Annotated in this window: 18 protein-coding genes; 5 read left to right on the forward strand and 13 right to left on the reverse strand. The window is 70.2% G+C overall.

Annotation, left to right across the window (positions count from 1 at the left end; all coding sequences use genetic code 11):
- Window positions 1-27 precede the first annotated feature (27 nt).
- From ACFVU2_RS02690 to ACFVU2_RS02750, 13 genes are all read right to left on the reverse strand, one after another.
- Window positions 28-1,269, reverse strand: coding sequence for an ABC transporter substrate-binding protein (locus ACFVU2_RS02690; protein WP_387870638.1), 1,242 nt, complete (start codon window positions 1,267-1,269; stop codon window positions 28-30).
- A gap of 62 nt (window positions 1,270-1,331) precedes the next feature.
- Window positions 1,332-2,147 carry a carbohydrate ABC transporter permease gene (locus tag ACFVU2_RS02695; RefSeq protein WP_387870640.1) on the reverse strand — a complete coding sequence of 272 codons (816 nt, stop codon included), beginning with the start codon at window positions 2,145-2,147 and terminating at the stop codon, window positions 1,332-1,334.
- Window positions 2,140-3,105 carry a carbohydrate ABC transporter permease gene (locus ACFVU2_RS02700; protein WP_387870643.1) on the reverse strand — a complete coding sequence of 322 codons (966 nt, stop codon included), beginning with the start codon at window positions 3,103-3,105 and terminating at the stop codon, window positions 2,140-2,142. The genes ACFVU2_RS02695 and ACFVU2_RS02700 overlap by 8 nt, the downstream gene beginning before the upstream one ends.
- Window positions 3,105-4,319: an ROK family protein gene (locus ACFVU2_RS02705; RefSeq protein WP_387870646.1), complete on the reverse strand. Its 1,215-nt coding sequence runs from the start codon at window positions 4,317-4,319 to the stop codon at window positions 3,105-3,107. The genes ACFVU2_RS02700 and ACFVU2_RS02705 overlap by 1 nt, the downstream gene beginning before the upstream one ends.
- A 145-nt stretch (window positions 4,320-4,464) precedes the next feature.
- Window positions 4,465-5,595 (reverse strand): AI-2E family transporter, encoded by a 1,131-nt coding sequence (locus ACFVU2_RS02710; protein ID WP_387870649.1) that lies wholly within the window; start codon window positions 5,593-5,595, stop codon window positions 4,465-4,467.
- A 129-nt stretch (window positions 5,596-5,724) separates the two neighbouring features.
- Window positions 5,725-6,195: a hypothetical protein gene (locus tag ACFVU2_RS02715; RefSeq protein ID WP_387870652.1), complete on the reverse strand. Its 471-nt coding sequence runs from the start codon at window positions 6,193-6,195 to the stop codon at window positions 5,725-5,727.
- Between the two features lie 10 nt (window positions 6,196-6,205).
- Entirely contained in the window at window positions 6,206-6,472 is a 267-nt protein-coding gene (locus ACFVU2_RS02720; protein WP_387870655.1) for a hypothetical protein, read from the reverse strand.
- Between the two features lie 36 nt (window positions 6,473-6,508).
- Window positions 6,509-7,291, reverse strand: a complete 783-nt coding sequence (locus ACFVU2_RS02725) for a C40 family peptidase (RefSeq protein WP_387870657.1) — start codon at window positions 7,289-7,291, stop codon at window positions 6,509-6,511.
- Window positions 7,292-7,589: 298 nt separating this feature from the next.
- Window positions 7,590-8,621 carry an alpha/beta hydrolase gene (locus ACFVU2_RS02730; RefSeq protein ID WP_387870660.1) on the reverse strand — a complete coding sequence of 344 codons (1,032 nt, stop codon included), beginning with the start codon at window positions 8,619-8,621 and terminating at the stop codon, window positions 7,590-7,592.
- 91 nt (window positions 8,622-8,712) lie between these two features.
- Window positions 8,713-9,114 carry a DUF6855 family protein gene (locus ACFVU2_RS02735; RefSeq protein ID WP_387870662.1) on the reverse strand — a complete coding sequence of 134 codons (402 nt, stop codon included), beginning with the start codon at window positions 9,112-9,114 and terminating at the stop codon, window positions 8,713-8,715.
- Window positions 9,115-9,236: 122 nt separating this feature from the next.
- Complete coding sequence (locus tag ACFVU2_RS02740; RefSeq protein WP_387870664.1) at window positions 9,237-9,884, reverse strand: hypothetical protein; 648 nt, start codon at window positions 9,882-9,884, stop codon at window positions 9,237-9,239.
- 68 nt (window positions 9,885-9,952) lie between these two features.
- Window positions 9,953-10,636 (reverse strand): class I SAM-dependent methyltransferase, encoded by a 684-nt coding sequence (locus ACFVU2_RS02745; protein WP_387870666.1) that lies wholly within the window; start codon window positions 10,634-10,636, stop codon window positions 9,953-9,955.
- 53 nt (window positions 10,637-10,689) lie between these two features.
- Entirely contained in the window at window positions 10,690-11,736 is a 1,047-nt protein-coding gene (locus ACFVU2_RS02750) for an alpha/beta fold hydrolase (protein ID WP_387870669.1), read from the reverse strand.
- 34 nt (window positions 11,737-11,770) lie between these two features.
- Here ACFVU2_RS02750 and ACFVU2_RS02755 point away from each other — a divergent pair, with 34 nt between their 5' ends.
- The 5 genes from ACFVU2_RS02755 (at window position 11,771) to ACFVU2_RS02775 (ending at window position 16,259) form a co-directional block, all read left to right on the forward strand.
- Window positions 11,771-12,559, forward strand: a complete 789-nt coding sequence (locus ACFVU2_RS02755; protein WP_387870672.1) for a methyltransferase domain-containing protein — start codon at window positions 11,771-11,773, stop codon at window positions 12,557-12,559.
- A gap of 110 nt (window positions 12,560-12,669) precedes the next feature.
- Window positions 12,670-13,566: a UbiA family prenyltransferase gene (locus ACFVU2_RS02760; protein ID WP_387870674.1), complete on the forward strand. Its 897-nt coding sequence runs from the start codon at window positions 12,670-12,672 to the stop codon at window positions 13,564-13,566.
- Between the two features lie 9 nt (window positions 13,567-13,575).
- On the forward strand, window positions 13,576-14,604 hold the full coding sequence (locus tag ACFVU2_RS02765) for a sensor histidine kinase (protein ID WP_387870676.1): 1,029 nt from the start codon (window positions 13,576-13,578) through the stop codon (window positions 14,602-14,604).
- Complete coding sequence (locus tag ACFVU2_RS02770) at window positions 14,601-15,209, forward strand: response regulator (protein ID WP_387870679.1); 609 nt, start codon at window positions 14,601-14,603, stop codon at window positions 15,207-15,209. Before ACFVU2_RS02765 ends, ACFVU2_RS02770 begins: the two co-directional genes overlap by 4 nt.
- A 240-nt stretch (window positions 15,210-15,449) precedes the next feature.
- A complete protein-coding gene (locus ACFVU2_RS02775; RefSeq protein ID WP_387870682.1) occupies window positions 15,450-16,259 on the forward strand; it encodes a tyrosine-protein phosphatase in 810 nt (269 codons plus the stop codon).
- The last annotated feature ends 25 nt before the right edge of the window (window positions 16,260-16,284 follow it).

Genomic DNA, 16,284 nt, shown 5'->3' on the forward strand with positions numbered 1-16,284 from the left:
GGGAGGCGCGGCCGGTCCGCCGCTGCGCTACTTCAGCAGTGCCGTGACCTGGTCGGCCGTGGTCGGGATGGCGTCCGCCGTCTTCTGACGACCCGCCGCGATCTCACCGAGGGCGTTGGTCACGTCGTCCTGGATCTTCTGCGAGTTCGCGCCCAGCTGCGGGGCGACGGCGACCTTCTCGAGCGAGTCGAAGACGGCCTGGCGGTTCGCCGGCGCACCGGCGGTGAGGTACGGCTTCAGGAGGGAGTCGTCGCTGATCGCGGGCAGCTCCCAGCCGGCCTTGAGGCGCACGTCCACCATCTCCTTGGAGCTGGAGAGGTAGTCGGCCCACTTCTGGGCGGCCGCCTTGACCTTCGCATCCTTGGAGACGACGACCGCGTTCGAGAAGGTCGCGCTGGCCTTCTGCGTGTCGCCCGGCTCCACCTGCACGTCCCAGCCGAACGGCAGGTCGCCGAGCGTGCTGAACATCCAGATGCCGGTGTGCCACATGGCGAGCTTGCCGTCCTTGAACAGGTTGGTGTCGAAGTCGGCGGTGCCCGCACCATCGGCCGCGGTCGGCATGACCGTGCCCGACTTGCCGGCGATCCAGTCGGCGGCCGCGGTGCCGGCCTGGTCGTCGAAGGCGGCCTTCTTGCCGTCGTCGCTCAGGAACTGACCGCCGGCCTGCTGCACGGCCTTGTAGTACTCGTTGTAGCTGATCGGCTGGTAGTCGCCCCAGACGCCCGCCGCCTTGTCGGTGAGCTTCTCGGCCGCGGCCTTCTCGTCGGCCCAGGTCCAGTCCTTCGTCGGGTAGGCGACGCCCGCCTTGTCGAAGAGCTCCTTGTTGTAGAAGAGGACGACGTTCGAGAACGAGGTCGGCAGGCCGTATTGCTTGCCGTCCGTCTTGTAGGTGTCGAGCACCGAGGTGCGGTACTTCGAGGCGTCGACCCCGTCGAGCGGGGCGAGCACGCCGTCCGCCGCGTAGGTCGCGTAGCTGCCCGCGTCGACGTCGAACACGTCGGACTGCGTGCCGGCCGACAGATCGGTCTGCAGCTTCGTGAAGTAGTTGGCGTAGTCGGTGGTGGTGACCTTGACGGTGATGTCCGGGTTCGCCTTCTCGAATGCGTCGACGATGGCCTGGAGGTTCTTCTCGTTGCCGCCGTTCGAGATGAAGTTCGAGTAGGTGACGGTGGTCTTGCCGCCGTCGGACCCGCTGGAGGACGAGCAGCCGGCCAGGCCGACCGCGGCGAGGGCCGCGACAGCGACCGTCGCGACGAGTGACTTCTTCATGTGAGTGCGATCTCCTTCGATGCAGGGGGTTCGGGTGAGGTGGTGGTGAAGGGAGGCCGGGGCTACTTGAGCCCCGTCCCGGCGACGCCCTGGACGATGTACTTCTGGGCGAAGACGTAGAGCGCGAACATGGGCAGGATGCTGATGACCGAACCGGCCATGAGCACGTCCCACTGGGTCGAGTACTGCCCCTGCAGACTGGCCAGGGCGACCGGCAGGGTCTGCATGAGCGGGTCGCGCAGGATGATGAGCGGCCACAGGAAGCTGTTCCAGGTGTTGAGGAAGCCGAACACCGCGAGCGTCGCCAGGGCCGGCCGCACGAGCGGCAGCACGATCTGGAAGAAGACCCGGAAGTGTCCGGCGCCGTCGAGCGTCGCCGCCTGGTCGAGCTCGTACGGCACCGTGCTCATCGCCTGGCGCAGCAAGAACACCCCGAACGCGGACGCGATGGTCGGCAGGATGGCGCCGGCATAGGTGTTGATCAGCCCCAGCGACTTCATCTCCACGAACAGCGGCACGATCAGCACCTGGAACGGGATCATCATCGTCGCGAGGTAGAGCAGGAAGATCGCACCCCGTCCGCGGAAGGGCATCCGGGCGAACACATACGCGGCCATCGAGCTCGTGATGAGCTGGAACACCGTGCTCACCACGGCGATCACGAGCGAGTTGACGATCACCTGGCCGAACGGCACCCGCTCGAACAGCTGCACATAGGGCGCCAGCGACGGGTTGTCGGGGATGAGCTTCGGCGTCGTGGTCAGGCTGGCGCCTGGGCTGATCGACGTCACGACCGTCCAGACGAACGGGAAGATCATGATCAGCGCGCCGACGATGAGCGCGAGGTACAGCAGGACCCTGCCGGTGGGCTTACGCATAGTTCACCCACTTCTTCTGACCGTAGAACTGGACCAGGGTGACCACGAGGATGACGAGGAAGAGCAGCCACGACAGCGCGGAGGCCATGCCCGCCTGGCCGTAGCGGAAGGTGAGGTCGTAGACCTGCTGCACGACGACCTGGCTCGAGTTGTTCGGACCGCCGCCGGTCATCACGTACACCTGGTCGAAGACCTGGAAGCCGTTGATCAGCGAGAGCACGATCACGAAGAAGGTGGAGGGCGAGAGCATCGGGAGGGTGATGCTGAACAGGCGGCGCCACCATCCCGCGCCATCGATCTCGGCAGCCTCGTAGAGGTCCTGGTTGATGGTCTGCAGACCGGCCAGCAGGATGACCATGACGAAGCCGAGGTCCTTCCAGGCCGAGGCCAGGATGATCGACGGCATCGACCACGCCGGGTCGGTCCACCAGCCCGGGCCGTCGATCCCGACCAGGCCGAGCACGTAGTTGACGACGCCGACGCTCGGGTTGAGCAGCCAGCGCCAGACCAGGGCGACGACCACCCAGCTCGTCACGACCGGGAGGAAGTAGACGCCGCGCAGGAGCGCCCGCCCCTTGAGCCTGGCGTTGAGCGCAAGGGCGAGGCTCAGGCCGCCCACGTAGACCAGCGGCAGGTAGCCGACGATGTAGTAGAGCGTGTGCAGGAACGCCTGCTGCGTGCCCGGGTCGCTGACCAGGTGGGCGTAGTTGTCGAACCCGACCCACTTCATGTCGCCGATCAGGTTCCACTGGTGCAGGCTGGTCCACGCCGCCGAGAGCATCGGCCCGATGACGAACGCGAGCAGGGGGATGAGGCTGGGGAGCAGGAAGACGGCGACCGTCAGGGCGTAGCCCCAGCGGCGCCGGCCGCGACGGGCACCGGGCCGGGAGCCGGCTTTGCCGCGGGCGGGCGGCCTCGGCGACGCGAGGGTGTCGGGCCGCAGGTTCGTCACGGCCATCAGCGCGCTCCCGCCGTGGACACGAAGCGTTCGCGGACGAGACGACCTTGCTCGCCGGCGACGCCTTCTGCGTCGAACGGCGTCGCGAGCACGAGGGCCGCGGCACCCTGGGCCCAGCGGTCGTCCTGCCAGGTCTCCACGGCGACGGCGACCCCGCGCTTGCCGGGGACGAGGGCGGCGCGCAGAGCGGGTTCGAACCCGGGAGCCCAGTGCGACCACGCCTCGACGCCCTCACCGAGGAGCACGACCAGTTCCGGGTCGAGCACGTTCACCACTCCGGCGAGTGCGCGCCCGAGCCGATGGCCCGCCTCGGCGTACAGCGTCTGGGCCCGGACATCGCCGCCGTCTGCCGCCGCGCGCAGCTCATCGATCCCGTCCGAGGGAGCGATGGCGCCGGCCGCGCGGCCGGCCGTCACCAGTGCGCCCTGGCCGATGAGGGCCTCCAGGCAGCCGCGGTTGCCGCACTGACAGAGCGGGCCGTCCTCCACGACGGGCACGTGGCCCATATCGCCCGCGCCGCCTGCTCGCCCGCGCAGGATGGAGCCGCCGGCCACCACTCCGGCTCCCACGCCGTTGCCGATGGTGACCACGAGGAAGTCGTCGCAGTCGCGCCCCTGGCCGAAGAGCTTCTCGGCCACGCTGAGCGCGTTGACGTTGTTCTCGACGACGACCGGCAAGTCCAGAGCGCGGCGGAGGGTGGCGCCGAGCGGCACCTGGTTCCACTGCAGCTGGGTCGAGTCGACCACGCCGACGCCCTGCTCGACGACGGTGCCGGGCAGTCCGACTCCGATCCCGAGCGGCCCGCCGGCCTCGGCGTCGCCAGAGGCGATGAAGGTGCGGACCAGCTCCACGAGGCCGGAGACCGCCAGTGGCGACACCGCGTCGAACGCCAGCGTGGACGAGCGGAGCACCGCACCGTCGATGCCGACCTCGACGAGGGCGACGTGATCGGGTGCGACCTTGACGCCGATCGCGGTCAGGGTACGCGAGACCAGCCCCAGCATCCGCGCCGGGCGGCCGCCGCCGGAGCTCGCGTGCTCGAGCTCCTCGATCAGGCCCTCGGCGAGCAGGTCGCGGGTGAGCTGGGTGATCAATGCCGGCGAGACGCCGATGCGGCGGGCGAGCTCGGCGCGGGACGCCGGTCCGAGCGCACCGAGGTGCGCGAGGATCGCGGTGCGGTTCACGTCGGTCCGCGAGAGGGATGAGAGCGCCATCGGCCTACCTTTGTTCAGGACTAAATAAACCATAGAAGATAGACCTGAAGATGCGCAACTCCCTTTTTCGCGTGGAGCGCCGAACACAGCAGAAGAGCCCGGAGAAACACTCCGAGCTCTTCTGCGACGGGCCGCGGGCGCCGGATCAGGCGTCGATCGGCGGCACCACCTTGCGGTCCTGCGCGGGGAAGACGACCTTCTGGATGATGATGATCGCGCTGGCCGCGACCGGGATGGCGACGAGTGCGCCCAGGATCCCGCCGATCGTTCCGCCGCCGACGGCCGCGATGACGACGATCGCGCCGGGCACGGCCACCGCCTTGTTCATGATGCGGGGGCTGATGATGTACGCCTCCACCTGCATGTAGACCAGGTAGTAGATGAAGGCGACGAGCGCGGTCAGCGGCGACGCGAGCAGGCAGATCAGCGAGTTGATGATCGCGCCGATCAGCGTGCCGACGAGCGGGATGAGGGAGCCGAGGAAGGCGATCAGCGCGAGGAGGGCCGGCTGCGGCGCCCCGATGATCGTCAGGAAGATCAGGCTCAGGATGCCGTTGATCAGGGCCAGGCTCGCTTGGCCGATCACATAGCGGCCGACGGCGCCGGAGACGTCGTCCACGAGCTCCGCGAAGCGCTCGCGACGGTACTCCGGGACGAAGCGCGCGGCGATCCGCTTGATCGAGCGCAGCGACGCCATGAAGTAGAGGGTCAGGATGAGCACGATGGTCACGCCCGTGAGCCCGCCAGCGATGCCCGCGCCGACGGCGATCAGGCCGCCTCCGATGGTCGCGAGGTTGCCCGGGTCCTTGAAGAAGTTGAGCACGCCGTCGAGGCCCTGCTGGATGCTGTCCCCGTACTGGCGGGTGACGTCCTTGTACCAGCCGCTCTTGATGATGTCGTCGATCGTCGTCGGCAGGGTCTGGACGAGGTGCGAGATCTGCTGCACCAGCACCGGCACGATCGCGAGGATGATGCCCGCGAAGACGAGGATCACCACGGCGACCACGATGCTGATGGCGGCGCCGCGCGGCAGCTTGCGTTCGATGAACGACACGATGGGGTCGAGCCCGAGCGCCAGGAAGAGCGCGAGCCCGATGTAGACGAGCACGGTCGAGAGCTGGCCGATGACGGCGCCGATCAGCAGGGCGACGAGCACCCCGAGCGCTCCGACCAGCCCGAACGTGAACGGATGGATGTGGTGCAGCCCGCCCCGGACGGGCGCACCGCCCGGCGCCGCGGAACCCGCCACCGCGTCCGGATCGCTTCTGCGCTTCATGTCCCCTGCCTTCGACGCGGGTGGTCGGTCCCCCGGAGCCGCCCGCACGGATTCCGGACCACGAACGTACCACTGCGGTCCGTCGCGGTCGCGGGGGTTGCACATGCCGTGACGTTCACGTTATGGCGGTCAACGGACGGTGATGTAGGCGGCGTAGCCCGCACAGGATCCCGTGCCGTCCTTCCCGCAGTCGTCCATCGGACTCCCGGTGACCGACACGACGGCCTCACCGCGAGGAAGATCCGCCGGGATCGGGATGGGGATGCTGAAGCTCCCGTCGCGGGCGACCTGCACCTCCACCTCGCTCGTCCGCGTCTCGCGCACGCCGACCGTGATGCGATAGGTGTGCCCGTCGGCGTACGCGAGGTCGCAGTCTGCTGGCGGACTCGAGACGGTCAGCGATCCGCCGGGCTGGACCTCGGCGGGTGCGACGACCAGCGGCGCCGGGAGGCACGGTGGAGGGCCGATCCGCACGGCCGAACCGCAGCCCGCGAGAGCGAGCGCGATCGTCGCGGCGATGACGGCCGCAGCACTGCGCCTCCCCCAGCGCGCCCGGCTTCCCTTGCTTCCCCTGCATCCCCCGCTTCCCCGGCCGTCCATGGACCGGATACTAACGGGGCGCGGACTCCCCGGCACTCGTCGCTGCGGCCGGACGCCGGAGCAGCCGCATCGCGATCACGACTGCGATGATCGTGAAGAGCGCGCCGATGCCGATGTCGACCCACTCGCGACGGGTCAGCACCGTGTGGGACGGCACCTTCGTGGTCGAGAGGCCGTGGTCGATGCCCGGCGCCCCGACCAGGGCGAACGCCACCACGGCGACGACCAGCGCGAACGGGACGACGCACCAGAGGGCCCGGACGGTTCTCGCGGACATCGTTCCTCCGTTCTCGACGAGGGCTCGACCCGGCGATCAGCCGGGCAGGATACGGGTGAAGTGGTGTGCGACGCCCTGCCAGACCGTGGTGATGGACACGTCGCGGCCGACGTCGGGTGCATGGATCAGCGTACCGTCGCCGAGGTAGATGCCGATGTGCTCCTCATCGTCGAAGACGACCAGGTCACCCGGCTTCGCCTTGGACTCGGGGATCACCGTGCCGGCGTCGTCCTGCAGGTGGACGAGATGCCCGAGGGATATGCCCGCAGCGGCATACGCCTCCATCACGAGACCGGAGCAGTCGATACCGCTGTGCGAGGCCCCGCCCAGCACGTACGGCGTGCCCAGGTATGAGAGCGCGGCGTTCACGATCGCGGCGCGCGCTCCTCCTGCGGCGAGCGCGTCCATGATGGCGGATGCGGCCTGGTCGCCTGCGGCGCCGCCCTCGGACTGCACCACCCCGGCCAGCGCCGACGCGACCGGCGTGTCACGTCTGATGGTGGAGGCGGCGAATCGCGCGAGCGCCAGGTGCTGGCTGTTCGTCTGGCTCCCGCCCGAGGCACTCGCGGCGGCCAGCGTGGCGTCGACGAGGGCGGTGGCGGAGGTCGCGGCGTCGGCGGGCGGCACGACGGCGACCACGCCGATCAGCGCGAGTGCGGCCGCTGAGGCGGTGAAGGCGGCTGCCCGTCCGGTGCGGTGGCGGTTCTCGACCGGGAGCGGGCTGCGCGATCGTTCGGTGCGCGGTCGTTCGTCGTGCCGTCGCCCCTGCCGGGAGCTCCCGGCGTCGATCCGATGGCGCGCTCGTCCGCTCGTGGCCATCCCGTTCCTTCCGCGTCATCCCCGTGAGTGCGTGCTCCCGGTGCAGACCGGACCCCGACCCGATCGAGCCTAGGCGGGCCACTCTGGGCGGCACCGGCGAACGGCGCGGCTGCGGGTTCGGGTTCTCTCAGGTCGCTGAGGATGCTCGCGGGAACGCCCACGACGGGTGCCCGATGAACAATGCGATGGTGGAGGACTCTGGAAATCGAACCAGACGAGTCGCCCCGATAGGCGAGTCCCCCCGATGTCGGGCCACGCTACCGCGCCGGAGCGCGCGCAGCCAGGCCCGACAGGCGGATCAGCGGGATTCGTTCAGGAAACGCGTGGTCTCCTGCGCGATCTCGGCCGACAGCGTGTGATGCAGGTAGTGCTCGCCCGCCATCGAGACGACCTCGCCGCGGTCGACGCTCGCCGCCTGCTCCTCGTGCAGCGGCATCCAGCCCGCCACATCGGTGTTGTCGTCCTGCACGAACAGCAGCACCGGCAGATCGCGCGGGAACGAGAGCCTCTGGGCGTCGTGGAAGTTCTGCGAGAAGTGCTCGGTCTCGTTCACGTAGGTGGGGCTGAGGCTGTTGCGCTGGGACAGGATGTTCATCTGCTTCTTCGCCTCGTCGCTGAACGGGAGTCCGGCGTACGGGTCGGAGACGCTCGTCAACACCCGCATCAGCCCCAGGGACTTCGCCGCCTGCATCGCGCCGATCGGCAGCCCGTCGTCCATGCCGGGCTGGGTCGGCACACTGGAGTCGATGCCGACGAAGGCCTGCACCTCGTCGCGGTAGAGGTTGACGTACTCGAGGCCGTAGATGCCGGCGATGGAGTGACCCATCAGCACGTAGCGGTGGATGTCGAGAGCGCCGAGCGCGTCGTGCACCTCGGCGGCGATATTGGCGGAGGTGCGTGGACGATCGGTCTGGTCGCTGAGGCCGTAACCGAACGGCTCGACGACGACGACGCGGTAGTCCGCGTCGAGCTTCTCGGTCAGCGGCGCGAAGTCGAGCGCGGGAGCGGCTGTGCCGAAGCCCGGCAGCAGCACGATGGTCTGCTCGCCGCTGCCGCTGACGACGACATTCATCTTCTTGCCGTCGACATCGACCTTCCGGCCGTACGAGGTGATCTCCCCCTCTTCTGCGGAGGTCGCGACCGCGTTGGTGATCGAGGTCGCCGCGAGTGCGAGGCCGATCGCGGCCACAAGGCCTGCAAGGGAGAACGCGGTCGCTTTGAGAGCTCTGCGCGACCGTCGTTTCGGCTGGGTCTGTCGCGGGCCGGTGGCCGCGGGCGGGGTGGTGGGAGGGGTGGTGGGTGGTCCGGATCCGTCGGAGCGGTTCGTCATGCCTCCACGCTAGGAGGGCCGGCCCGGCGGCGGATCGGGCGCGGGTACCAGCGCCGTGGCCGGGCATGGTCCCGCGGGACCATCTTCGGTCTCAGACCGCGCGCACCCGGTTGTTCCGTGCGTCATGGGTGAGCGCGACCAGGCCGAGCTCCTCGAGGAGCGGCGGGAGGTACATCCCGAACCGTCCGCGATAGCCCGAGCGGAGCCCGTACCAGCCGCCGACCGGGTTCGATTCCGATCGGCCCCACGCCTCGACGGTGCCCTCCGCGGCGGTCTTCTGCTCGTCCGCAGCGCCGAGCGGCACCCAGTCGCCCTGCTCGCGCAGCCAGGCGGCGAGGTCGTCTACGGCGCTCGCGCGATAGCGCAGTGTCGTCGATCCGACCTGGCAGACGAGCGCCGGCGGATCGGCGTCGTCCTCCCGCCACATGCGGTACTCGCTCGACCCCGGCGCGGTCGTCAGGATCCACGGGTCGTCCTTGGTTCCCTCGGGCATGGCAGCCTCCTCGCGCCCGCTGCACGGGGTCGCAGGTCACGGCATCGGGACCGGCGCGGGCGTCTTCCTCTCAGTATGCCTGCGGGCGGTCGACAGCACCCTCCCCCTTCTGCGCCCGCGGATCACATCGCGTGGCAGACGATCTCGTCGATGTGCGCGTAGGGATGGGTGGAGGCCGTGTCGATCGGCGCGTACGTGTACGTGACGCCCGCCTCGAGGGGCGCGGTGTCCGTGAGGAGGTCCTCGGACTCGCCTCCCGGGGTGTCCGAGAAGCCCACCACGATCTTCGCCGCCGGGCAGTCCTGCGGGGAGTCGAGGAAGAACGTCCAGCCCTCGCCCGAGTAGCGCACGGTGACCCCGTCGAGCACGTCGCCCGCACTGCCTGCGTCCGTGGAGGCCGAGTGCTGCGGCGCGAGAGCGCCGGAGAGGCCGCCGGCCGCGAACCCGGCGATCGCGGTGATCGCGACGACGAGCACCCCCAGCACGGCCACGCCGCCGAGGACGATCCCGACGACGGCACCGGCCGGGAGGCCGCGCCGCGGAGGAGTCGCGACGGGTGGACGCATCCCTTGCGCCGAGGCCGCCGACGGTGCGGGAACGCGGCCGCGGGAGCGCAGCAGCACCTCGCGCGCCTGGGTGAGTGCGGCGATCCCGGCGTGATCGTCGGGATCGTGCGTCTGGACGCACAACTGGTACATGCGCTGGATGTCGTCGACGGAGGCGGCCGGGTGCACGCCGAGGAGGAACGCGGCCTCTTCCGGCGAGCTCACCGCCACGGCGGTGCGGGAGAAGCGGGCGGGGTCGCGGATCGCATGGACAGATCGTGGCGATCAACCGTCTACGGTGTCAAATCGCGCCGATCGAGGCCCTTCACCCGCGCAACCCCCGCGATCTGCGTGTTGAACGGGAGGAACGGCGTGTGGATGCGGTACCTCTCGACCGTCACGCCGGCGAAGCCGGCCGCGCGCACGGCACCCTCGAGGTCGCGCTCGCACGAGCAGCCCTCGAAGGTCCACGCCCACGGCCGTCGCAACAGGCGCTGCGATGCACGCGTCACCGTGCCCGGCGCGGCCACGACATGCTCGACGAACCGGAACGTGCCGCCCGGACGCAGGATGCGGCGGACCTCCGCGAGCACCGCCTCCGGTTCGCGCACGGTGCAGAGCACGAGTGAGGAGATCACCGTGTCGGCGCTCCGATCGGGCAGGCCGGTGTCCTCCGCGGTGCGCTCGCGCAGGTCGAGCTCGATCCCCTGCTGGCATGCGGCCTCGGTCAGCCGGGAATGCATGGAGCGGTTGGGTTCGACGGCGACGAGGGTGCCGCCCGAGGGCAGAAAGCGCAGGTTGGCGCCGACGCCCGAGCCGATCTCCACGACCGTGTCGGGGAGCCCCGCGAACACGCGTTGCTTGTGCGGGCGGAGGCTGCGCTGCAGGACCGGGTCCATGGCCGCGAAGAAGGCGGCGTTGAACGGTCCACGGACGGAGTGCTGCTCGAAGGTGTGCTGCGGGATGGTCTCGGTCATCACTCCAGGGTCGTCGCCGGGGGCCGTGCGGACAGGCGTGGAACCACCCCAGTTCACCAGCGGTCGGGCTGGGCGGCGTGCCAGGCGGCGATCTGCGCGCGCGAACGGAACCCGAGTCGCTGCAGGATCCGCTCCACATGACCCTCCGCCGATCGCTCCTCGATGCCCAGGCGTTCGGCGATCTGCCGGTTGGTGAGACCGTCGCCGATCAGCGCGGCGACCTCGCGCTGCCGCGCGGTCAGCATCCCGCCGCCCGTGCGCGGGGCGCGCAGCCCGAGGAAGCGCCGGATCTCCGCCACCACGGCGGCGGGGTCCCCCACCGAGGGCAGATGGGAGCGGCCGGGCAGAAGCACGAGGCGCGCGTCCGGGATGCCCGCGGCGAGCGCCTCCGCCTGCGCGGCGGGAGCGGCCCGGTCGTGCTCGCGGTGCAGGACGAGCGTCGGGGCCCTCACACGTCCGAGCAGGCCCTGCACGTCGAGCTCGTAGCTCAGTCCGAGCAGTGCCCGGGCGGTCGCGGCCGTCGAGGAGTCGCGCTGGTAGCGCCCGATCCGCGCGCGCAGCGCGGCCCCGGCGTCGGGCGCGAACACATCGGTGAGCACATCGGAGCCGAGGCCCCAATGCGACTCGACGAGCCCGAGGAGGTGCTCGCGCACGCCCGGCGACGCGACCTGCTCTCCCGTCGCCCATCCGCCGTAGAGGACGAGCCGCCGCACGGATCCGGGATGCGCGGCCGCCCAGGCGACCGCCACGAGCGCCCCCAGGGACACGCCCACCAGGTCGACCGGCTCGGATCCGAGCGTCGCGACGACGGCGTCGAGCTGCTCGAGCTCGAACGCGAGCGACGGCGGCCGGGCCGTCGACGGATTCAGCGACGACGGAACCGTCGACAGCCCGCACCCCACGCGGTCGTAGCGGACCAGCCGCGTGCCCTGCGCGAGACCCTCGTAGAAGGCGCGCTCCTCCGGCAGCTCCCACGCCCGCTCGAGATGCCCGAGCCAGCCCGAGACGTACACGACGGCGCGACCGGTGCCGGGGCCGACGGTGGCGTACGCCACCTCCGCTCCCCCGGCGGTCGCGACGCGGGCGATGCGCTGCTGCATGCGTCCATTGTGAGCCCGTGCGTACGATGCAGGCATGGTGCGCTGGGACCCGGGGCTGTACGAGACGTTCGCCGACGAGCGGGCGCGGCCGTTCCTCGACCTGACGAGCCGGCTCGGCGGGCTGAGCCCGGCCCGCATCGTCGACCTCGGGTGCGGGACGGGGGAACTGACGGCGACCCTCGCCGCGCGCTGGCCCGACGCGGAGGTGCTCGGCGTCGACTCGTCCGCCGAGATGCTCGCCGCCGCCTCCACCGCTTCTGCGCCCGCCGAGCACCCGAACCTGCGGTTCCGGCAGCAGACGATTCAGGACTGGGAGCCCGAGGCCGGCATCGACCTCGTCGTGAGCAACGCCGCGCTCCAGTGGGTGCCCGGCCATCGGGACCTGATGCGATCGTGGCTGCCCCGCCTCCGGCCGGGAGCGACGATCGCCGTGCAGATCCCCGGGAACGAGGACTCCCCCTCCCAGGTCCTGCTGAGGCAGCTCGCTGCCGAGCCGCGCTGGTCCGTCGCCCTCGACGGCGTCGGAGACGCGATCGGGCGCGTCGGGACTATGCGCGAGTACCTCGACGTCTTCCTCGAGACCGGCCATCGGGTGGAGGGGTGGGAGACCACCTACCAACACGTTCTCACCGGCGACGACGCTGTGCTCCGGTGGCTGAGCGGTACCCGTCTGCGCCCGTACCTCGCCGCGCTCGGTCCAGCGGCCGACGCGTTCCTCGACGACCTGCGCCCTCGCCTCCGCGCCGCCTACCCGAGTCGCGACGGCGCGACGGTGTTCGGGTTCTGGAGGCTGTTCGTCGTCGGGACGATCGCCGCGGGCTGACCGCACCCGCACCATCCCTCTTCCACATCAAGGCCGGGCACCGGCAGATGTGACTTTCGTTGTATGCGCCGCGACCACCCAAATGGTGAGGAGCGCTCGACAATGAGCCCATGAGCAGTGTGGTGCAGCCACGCCGGCGCGCGCTCACGGACTGCGCGTCACAGGTGGGACTGGCTTTCCTCGAGGGCCGCCCCGTCGTGATCGGCGTCTTCGCCCTCCGATTCGTCGTCGGGAGCGTGCTGGTCGCCGGAGCGGAATGGGATGCACCGCGCATCTGGGCGGCGGGCACCTCCTGGCTGCTCGCCGTCTGGGCCGTCTATCTCATCAACGGGATCAGCGACATCGAGGGCGACCGGCTCAACGGGTCGTCGCGGCCGCTGGCATCGGGCCGGCTGGCGCTGCGGCCGGCGGTCTCCATCGCCGTCACCCTGCTCGCGATCTCACTCCTGACCGCGACTCTGTTCCAGGGCCCGTTCCTGCTCGCGGTCGTGGCGTTCATCTGCCTCGGCCTCGTCTACTCGGTCGGTCCGTGGGCGGCGAAGAAGGCAGGAGTGGCGGCTCTCACGGTCGCAGCGGCCGGGGTGTTCCTCACCTACCTCGCCGCCGCCCGCATCGTCGCGGATGCGATCCCGGCCTCCGCCTTCGCCTTCGCGCTGGTCGCGGCCTCCTGGATCGCACTCGTCGGGCACACCAAGGACTTCGGCGATGTCGCCGGCGACGCGGCCGAAGGGCGACGCACCCTTCCGGTCATCCTCGGGGAGCAGCGCGCTCGCGTGCTCGTCTCCATCGGCACCGCGATCGTGTCGGGCGGCGCGACGGCGCTCGCCCTCATCGTCGAGCAGCTCCGGACCCTCCTGGTCTTCGGGATCGCCGGCCCGGTCGTGATCGTCATGCTCCTCGTCGCCCGCGGAAGCGAGCGGGGAAGCGCGAAGCGCCCGTACCGGACATTCATGACGGGCCAGTACGCTCTGAACATCGTGGCGCTACTGGGAGCGCTCGGGGGCTGAGGATCAGTGGTGATTGGAAACGACGGGGTCGCGCTGCGCGATCGCATCCTCGAGGCGCTCTACACGCGACTCGAGGCGGCGGAGAGCACGCTCGTCGCCGACGCCGAGGTGAAGGAGCAGCTGGCGGCGCAGGTCGACTGGATCCTGGACCGCACGTTCGACCGGCTGGGACGGCCCGCCGACGCGGAACGTCTCGTCACCCCGGTTCGACACGGCTCCGGCGTCGGTGAGACGCGGGCCCGCCAGAACATCCACCCCGTCGACAGCCTCAGTGCGGCGACCGAGCTCTTCGACGTGGCGTTCTCGATCATCAGCGCCGACCACGACGCCGACATCGACGCGGGCGATCTCGCCCGCGCGCTGAACTCGTCGATCATGAGCGCAGTGGTCCCCGCCTCGGTCGGCTATGTGAACGTGCTGCTGGAGCGGCTGGCGGTCGCGCACAGCGAGGAGCGCCTCGGCATCTCCCGCGAACTGCACGACCGGGTCGCTCACAGCATCGCCGCCGGACTGCAGCGCCTGCGGCTCGGCGGCATCGACGATGCATCGGACCCCCGGCTGCAAGAGGGCCTGCAGCTCTTCGGCGCAGCCCTCGACGAGACCCGTGCGATCGCCCTCGACCTGCGCCACGCCGTCGGCGACAAACGCCTCGACGAAGCGCTGCGCGACTACGTGGGAGACCTCGACGACTCGGGGCCGCCCGTCGTGACCACGGTGGAGGGGACGCCGTACCGGCTGTCGACCGGCGTGCAGGAGGAGGCCTTCATCATCGTCCGGGAGGCCGTGCACAACGCTCGGCGCCACTCCCACGCCGAGGCGATCCGGGTCCATTCGCACTGGGACCGGCGCAGCCTCACCATCGCGGTCAGCGACAACGGCCGGGGGTTCGCCCACGAGGCGGTGCGCTCCGGTGCGCTCGGGCTCATCGTGGCGCAGGAGCGCGCCGAGCTGATCGGCGCCGATCTCGAGATCATCCCGGGCCTCGGCACGGGGACCACACTCAGCCTGACCATTCCGAGAGGACCGGGTTCCGTATGACCGATGAATCACGCACCGTCGTCCTGATCGACGACCACGGCATGTTCCGCCAGGGCATCCGGGCGCTCATCGAAGGACGCTTCCGCATCGTCGGCGAAGGGGGCTCCAGCGACGATGCGTGGCAGCTCGTCTCCCAGCACTCGCCCGATGTCCTCCTCCTCGACGTCGAGATCCCCGGATCGCCCGCCGAGCAGACGATCTCGCGGTTGCGGCGCCACCAGCCGCGGACCGCGATCGTCATCCTGACGATGCACAGCGACGCCGTTCTCGAGCGGCAGCTGCTGCGCGCGGGCGCCGCCGCGTTCGTCACCAAGACGGTCGACAGCGAGCAGCTGATCTCGGTCATCGAACGCGCGACCCCGCCCGCCGAGATGCCGGGCGAGCTCGGCGCCGACGTCGAGGTCAACGGCGCGATCCTCACGATCCGGGAGCAGGAGGTCCTGCGCATGATCGCGCAGGCGTACTCCAATCGCGACATCGCGACCTCGCTCTCCATCGCCGAGGGCACCGTCAAGCGGCACACGACGAACATGTACGAGAAGCTCGGCGCCACATCGCGCATCGACGCGGTGCGGAAGGCCGCCCGGCTGGGCCTGCTGAGCTGAGTCGCGCAGCGCCGAATCGAGACGAGAAAGAGGCGGCGGTGGCAGGAACCCCCGTGCCCGCCACCGCCAGCGCCGTCCCCCGATGGCGCACAGAATGAAAGTAATACCCGCGTTCGGCCGCACCAATACACCTTTGGTCACATTCGCCTGGAGCTCCGAATTAAAGAGCCGGTCATCTCAGGTTTCGGTTAGGGGGCGCTCGGTTGATAGTCTCATCCCACACCCGGCCAGGAGGAATGCATGGAGCTGACATCGGTGATCGACGGCACGCACAACGCGCGCGACCTCGGCGGCATCGCCCTCGATGACGGCGCCGTGGTGGCATCGGGAGTGGTGTTCCGCTCCGACGCGTTGGCGACACTGACCCCGGCGGGCGTGCAGAGCCTCCTCGATCTGCGGATCGGGACCGTCATCGACCTGCGCACCGACAACGAGCGGCACCGCGCGCCGGACATCCTGCCCTCCGGGGGCGAGGCACGGCTCGTCGAGCTGTCCATCCTGGGCGGCGCGATGGACGAGCTGGTGAAGCAGCTCCTCCCCTCGGACGACCACGCCGCACTCGACCAGGCTCAGATCGCCGCGTTGGTCGAGCAGATCCCGACCCTCGACGAGCTCTACATAGCCATCCTCCAGAGCAGTGCACCGCAGTTCGCTCAGGTCGCTCGCACCGTCGCCGAGTCGGCGGGCACCGAGCGCCCGGGGGTGCTGTTCCACTGCACCGCGGGCAAGGACCGCACCGGCATCGCCGCCGCGCTGCTGCTGACCGTCGCCGGCGCCGACCGGGATGCGATCGTGGCGGACTACGAGCTCACCCAGACCAACCTCGCCGGCGCCTTCGCGGATGCGCTGACCGGACTGATCACGCAGCTCGGCATCCCACTGGTCCCGCGCCTCGAGACCCTCGCGACGAAGTCCCCCGGATCGGCGATCACCGCGGCACTCGACTGGATCGACGCGAACCACGGCGACGTCGCCGGATACCTGCGCTCCGGCGGCCTGACCGACGCCGAGCTCGACGGCGTCCACCGTGCGCTCCGCGGTACAGCCTGAAATTCCAGGCTGTCGAGGTCTGCTC

It is taken from the genome of Leifsonia sp. NPDC058194, assembly GCF_042883605.1.
In the GTDB taxonomy this organism is placed as follows: Bacteria; Actinomycetota; Actinomycetes; order Actinomycetales; family Microbacteriaceae; genus Leifsonia.

What these genes read in the sequence shown, in the direction of transcription:
- ACFVU2_RS02690 (WP_387870638.1), bottom strand. Translation starts at nt 1,269, where the DNA reads ATGAAGAAGTCACTCGTCGCGACGGTCGCTGTCGCGGCCCTCGCCGCG.
- ACFVU2_RS02695 (WP_387870640.1), bottom strand. Translation starts at nt 2,147, where the DNA reads ATGCGTAAGCCCACCGGCAGGGTCCTGCTGTACCTCGCGCTCATCGTC.
- ACFVU2_RS02700 (WP_387870643.1), bottom strand. Translation starts at nt 3,105, where the DNA reads ATGGCCGTGACGAACCTGCGGCCCGACACCCTCGCGTCGCCGAGGCCG.
- ACFVU2_RS02705 (WP_387870646.1), bottom strand. Translation starts at nt 4,319, where the DNA reads ATGGCGCTCTCATCCCTCTCGCGGACCGACGTGAACCGCACCGCGATC.
- ACFVU2_RS02710 (WP_387870649.1), bottom strand. Translation starts at nt 5,595, where the DNA reads ATGAAGCGCAGAAGCGATCCGGACGCGGTGGCGGGTTCCGCGGCGCCG.
- ACFVU2_RS02715 (WP_387870652.1), bottom strand. Translation starts at nt 6,195, where the DNA reads ATGGACGGCCGGGGAAGCGGGGGATGCAGGGGAAGCAAGGGAAGCCGG.
- ACFVU2_RS02720 (WP_387870655.1), bottom strand. Translation starts at nt 6,472, where the DNA reads ATGTCCGCGAGAACCGTCCGGGCCCTCTGGTGCGTCGTCCCGTTCGCG.
- ACFVU2_RS02725 (WP_387870657.1), bottom strand. Translation starts at nt 7,291, where the DNA reads ATGGCCACGAGCGGACGAGCGCGCCATCGGATCGACGCCGGGAGCTCC.
- ACFVU2_RS02730 (WP_387870660.1), bottom strand. Translation starts at nt 8,621, where the DNA reads ATGACGAACCGCTCCGACGGATCCGGACCACCCACCACCCCTCCCACC.
- ACFVU2_RS02735 (WP_387870662.1), bottom strand. Translation starts at nt 9,114, where the DNA reads ATGCCCGAGGGAACCAAGGACGACCCGTGGATCCTGACGACCGCGCCG.
- ACFVU2_RS02745 (WP_387870666.1), bottom strand. Translation starts at nt 10,636, where the DNA reads ATGACCGAGACCATCCCGCAGCACACCTTCGAGCAGCACTCCGTCCGT.
- ACFVU2_RS02750 (WP_387870669.1), bottom strand. Translation starts at nt 11,736, where the DNA reads ATGCAGCAGCGCATCGCCCGCGTCGCGACCGCCGGGGGAGCGGAGGTG.
- ACFVU2_RS02755 (WP_387870672.1), top strand. Translation starts at nt 11,771, where the DNA reads ATGGTGCGCTGGGACCCGGGGCTGTACGAGACGTTCGCCGACGAGCGG.
- ACFVU2_RS02760 (WP_387870674.1), top strand. Translation starts at nt 12,670, where the DNA reads ATGAGCAGTGTGGTGCAGCCACGCCGGCGCGCGCTCACGGACTGCGCG.
- ACFVU2_RS02770 (WP_387870679.1), top strand. Translation starts at nt 14,601, where the DNA reads ATGACCGATGAATCACGCACCGTCGTCCTGATCGACGACCACGGCATG.
- ACFVU2_RS02775 (WP_387870682.1), top strand. Translation starts at nt 15,450, where the DNA reads ATGGAGCTGACATCGGTGATCGACGGCACGCACAACGCGCGCGACCTC.